The organism is Paracidovorax citrulli, from assembly GCF_900100305.1.
Taxonomy (GTDB): domain Bacteria; phylum Pseudomonadota; class Gammaproteobacteria; order Burkholderiales; family Burkholderiaceae_C; genus Paracidovorax; species Paracidovorax citrulli.
Genome location: NZ_FNEY01000063.1, coordinates 1 through 3,298, shown reverse-complemented (window position 1 = coordinate 3,298; position 3,298 = coordinate 1). Strand labels below are relative to the sequence as shown.

Below are 3,298 nucleotides of genomic sequence, written 5' to 3'. Positions count from 1 at the left end.
AGCGCGACGGCATCTCCAATGCCGCGGCGACCGCATCGAATACGCAGCCTCGGGCTGCTTGATCGACGCGACAACTACCTTGACATGCTCCGGTCAGACCGGATGGCGCAGGGATTTTTCTGAGCACCGTGGCGTATTCGAGGCTTTCATATCGTTTCTCTCCCTTTTCTGGCCTGTTTTCCTGGCTGAATAGCATTAGATATATTTCTTTTTTGTCGCGAGAAATCGATATGCAATCCAGCGCGGTCGGCATGATGGCTTCGGGCGAGACATCAAATAAATAGGGTTCCACTTTGGGCCATCTTTTTGCTAATTCATTGCTATAATCTATATTCAAAATTATCATTCTTTGTTGAGTCGGCACTCCCCTTTCCCTGTATATGTCGCAAAAACTTTTCCACCCTTCGCCGTTTTCCCTTATGGCACAGTAGTCATCGCCGAACGGTGGGAATATCGTGTAGATAAAACCCTCGCCCGATGGGCCGTTGGGCATGCCGTCTGGTCCCTTGAGGATCATGGTAGATACCCCTGTGGGCTGTATGTGTATTATTTTTCCAATTGGAAGATAAGCTTTGTTGTGTTTGTATATTCCGGGCCAATCGGCGGGTAGAGTCCGGTTCATTTCAGCCTCGTGCCTGACAACTTGCCACCAGCCAGAGATTTCCATGACTGGCCTCTTAAATCGCTTGCGTGAGGGTTGGACAATGTTGGACTCACTGGGAAATGCGTTTTCCAAGCCGATAAGCGACAGAAGGGAAATCATGAATAGTCTTTTTGGGTAAGAGGTTTTTTTCATGAAATATATCTAATTTTATTGATTGCCGGAATTTTTTGTAGGCATGGATGCATATAAGTAGTCACGCTCTCGCCTGCTGCTAGGTATTTTTTCCCGATCACCTTCCAAAATTGCCTGTTTCATTTTTGGATGGATACTCCAGCTTTGGTATACGTTGGAAAGTAAGGCGGTCTGTTGCTCGGTTGTTAATTCTATAAATTTTGGAGAATCTTTGGGGTTGTCTTGCTGGAAGAGGAATATTGCTTTTTTGGTGGCTTCTTCGCCGGCGCGTAAATTCAGCAGATCGGCCTCTTTTTGTGTGATTTCCAAAGGATTTTTTCGAGCAAATGCGCATGCTTCTCCACCTATCTTGCCAAAATATGGTTTTATTTTTTCGGAAAATTTTTCAAACTCTTCCTCTGTTATAATTCCATTTCTCTTGTTAAATTTCCTTAATTCCTTTTTGTACGCATCGTAATTCTGGCCTCCTAAATCTATCCCTTTGGCAATAGTCACGCCGGAGTTGTTTGCATCTCCGTTTTTCATTTTGCCTTGCAGTCTGGTGTTTCCGTCTCTTTTTGTCATCGAGGGTCCGCCATCAGGTTCGTTGACCGGCCACCACGGTACGTAGGCTTTAAGGTAAACGTCTTCCCATTTGGCAATTTGCGCCAGATCTATTTTCGTTCCCAGAGACGCATTGATGATTTTTCCAATCTCCAGGTTCAGGGCCCCTGGTTTTGTTTTATCTGCTGGCAGGCAGGCAATATTTCCCGTGAGACATTTCCGTTTCAGCTTCCCCTCCTTTTCCTTGATCTCTTGATCCAGCCTCCTCGCCTCTTCCGCATACCCCTCCGCCTTGCGGTCCAGTTTCTGCCGTTCCTTTTTCAACCCGGGCAGTTCCGCCTTGGCCTTCTCCTGTTCCTGGCGGTATTCCTCGGCGGTCTTGCGCAGCGCGCGTTCGCGCGAGAGGGCGTCCTTGTCGTAGTCGGGAAGGTCTTCTTCCTTGAGTGCCATGGGTGTCGGGGTCCTTCGGTGTCGGTATCGATGGAGTGGGGGGCGGGCGGGCCCGGGTCGTGTGGTGGCTTCACGTCACGATCCATGCGCCGGCACGACGAAGGCCGCGCCCTCGTCGGCGGCGGCCTGCATGCAGGCTTCGTCCTTGTCGCGGCCGATGCGCACCGTGGGGCAGCCCTGGGCGATCAGGCCGTGGCAGGCGACTTCATCGCCGACGCGGGCGGCGGGGCGCCCGGCCAGCCGCACGGAGGGCGCGCCCTCGGTGATGGGTTCGATGCCCTTGTTGTGGCGCACCCGGTCGCCCATGCGGGCGGCGGGCTGCCCCCCGATGCGGACGGTGGGGGCACCTTCCAGGATGGGGCCGGCGCCGCGCTGGTGGGCGACGTCGTCGTGCATGCGGGCAGCGGGCTGGGCCATGGCAGGTCGATCGCTTTCTGTGGTTGTCTGGATGCAGGCGGGCTGTCAGGGCTTGGCGTTCCAGCCCGGCGTTTTGCCCATGGCCGCAGGGCCGGCAGAGGTGCCGGCCCCGCCCGGGCCGGCGATGCCTCCGGCCAATCCGGCCAACCCGGCGATCGCGCCGAGGTCGCCGTTCTTCAGGGCCTTGGCGGTGTCGAGCAGTCCCTTGGCCTGCTGGAGCGCGCCGAGGGCGCTTTGCAGGCCCGAGGAGCCGCTGCCCATGGCGGCGCTCGCGGCGGACTCCGCCTGGCTCTCCGCGGCGTCGGCGGCCTGCTGCGCCGCGTCACCGGGCGCATCGCTGGCGGGCGGAGGCGTTTCCGGCGCGGGCTGGCTGCTGCCGCAGTTGAGGTCGATGAGGCCGGCGTCCCCATTGATCGCGGCGCTGGCCTGCATTTCGATGTGCGTTCCCTGCAGGTAGATGCCGCCGTCGCTGCGCAGCACGATCTTCGCCGCGCCGCAGGCCAGTTCCAGGTGTTCGCCCGCCTGGGCGAAGAGCACCTTGCCGGCGCGTGTTTCCTGGCGCTCACCCACGTTCACCGTCTGGGTGCGGCCAACCTGCAGGTTCCAGGCCTTGCCGATGTCCTGGGCATAGGTGTCGCCCACGTTGAGGCGCTTGGTCCTGCCCACCTGGGTGCTCTGCTGCAGGCCGACCAGCGTGTTCATCGCCACGCCCACGTTGAGGCTGTAGCCCAGGCCGACGTTGTCCATGCGCGCCATGCCCACGTTCTGCAGTGACATCCGGCCGATGGTCTCGGTCTTGGTCTTGCCCACGCGCAGGGACCAGTTCCTGCCGATCCGGTCCTTCTCATTGTTGCCGATGGTCTTGGCCCGATTGGCGCCGATCGAGACCTGCTCGTTGCGGCCCACGTCTTCCGAGCGGTCCACGCCGATCGATACCGTTTCATCCAGATCGACTCGTTCGCGGCGGTTGCGGTGGATGGTGATGGATTCGTCCAGGTCCACCGTTTCAGTACGGTTGGAGTGGATGGTGATGGTCTCGTCGCCATCCACTTCCTCGGTGCGCCAGCCATGCACCGTGATTTTCTCGTTGCG

4 protein-coding genes are annotated in these 3,298 nt (G+C 57.7%); all 4 read right to left on the bottom strand.

Annotated features, from left to right (window positions below; all coding sequences use genetic code 11):
• On the bottom strand, positions 1-763 hold a 763-nt coding region (locus BLR99_RS22950), incomplete at its 3' end, for a hypothetical protein (RefSeq protein ID WP_170838075.1).
• A gap of 48 nt (positions 764-811) precedes the next feature.
• The gene (locus BLR99_RS22070) at positions 812-1,789 is read right to left on the bottom strand and encodes a pesticin C-terminus-like muramidase (RefSeq protein WP_074687522.1); all 978 of its coding nucleotides are present in this window, start codon (positions 1,787-1,789) and stop codon (positions 812-814) included.
• Between the two features lie 75 nt (positions 1,790-1,864).
• The gene (locus BLR99_RS22065) at positions 1,865-2,206 is read right to left on the bottom strand and encodes a PAAR domain-containing protein (RefSeq protein ID WP_074687521.1); all 342 of its coding nucleotides are present in this window, start codon (positions 2,204-2,206) and stop codon (positions 1,865-1,867) included.
• Positions 2,207-2,251: 45 nt separating this feature from the next.
• On the bottom strand, positions 2,252-3,298 hold a 1,047-nt coding region (locus BLR99_RS22060), incomplete at its 5' end, for a bacteriophage T4 gp5 trimerization domain-containing protein (protein ID WP_434803218.1).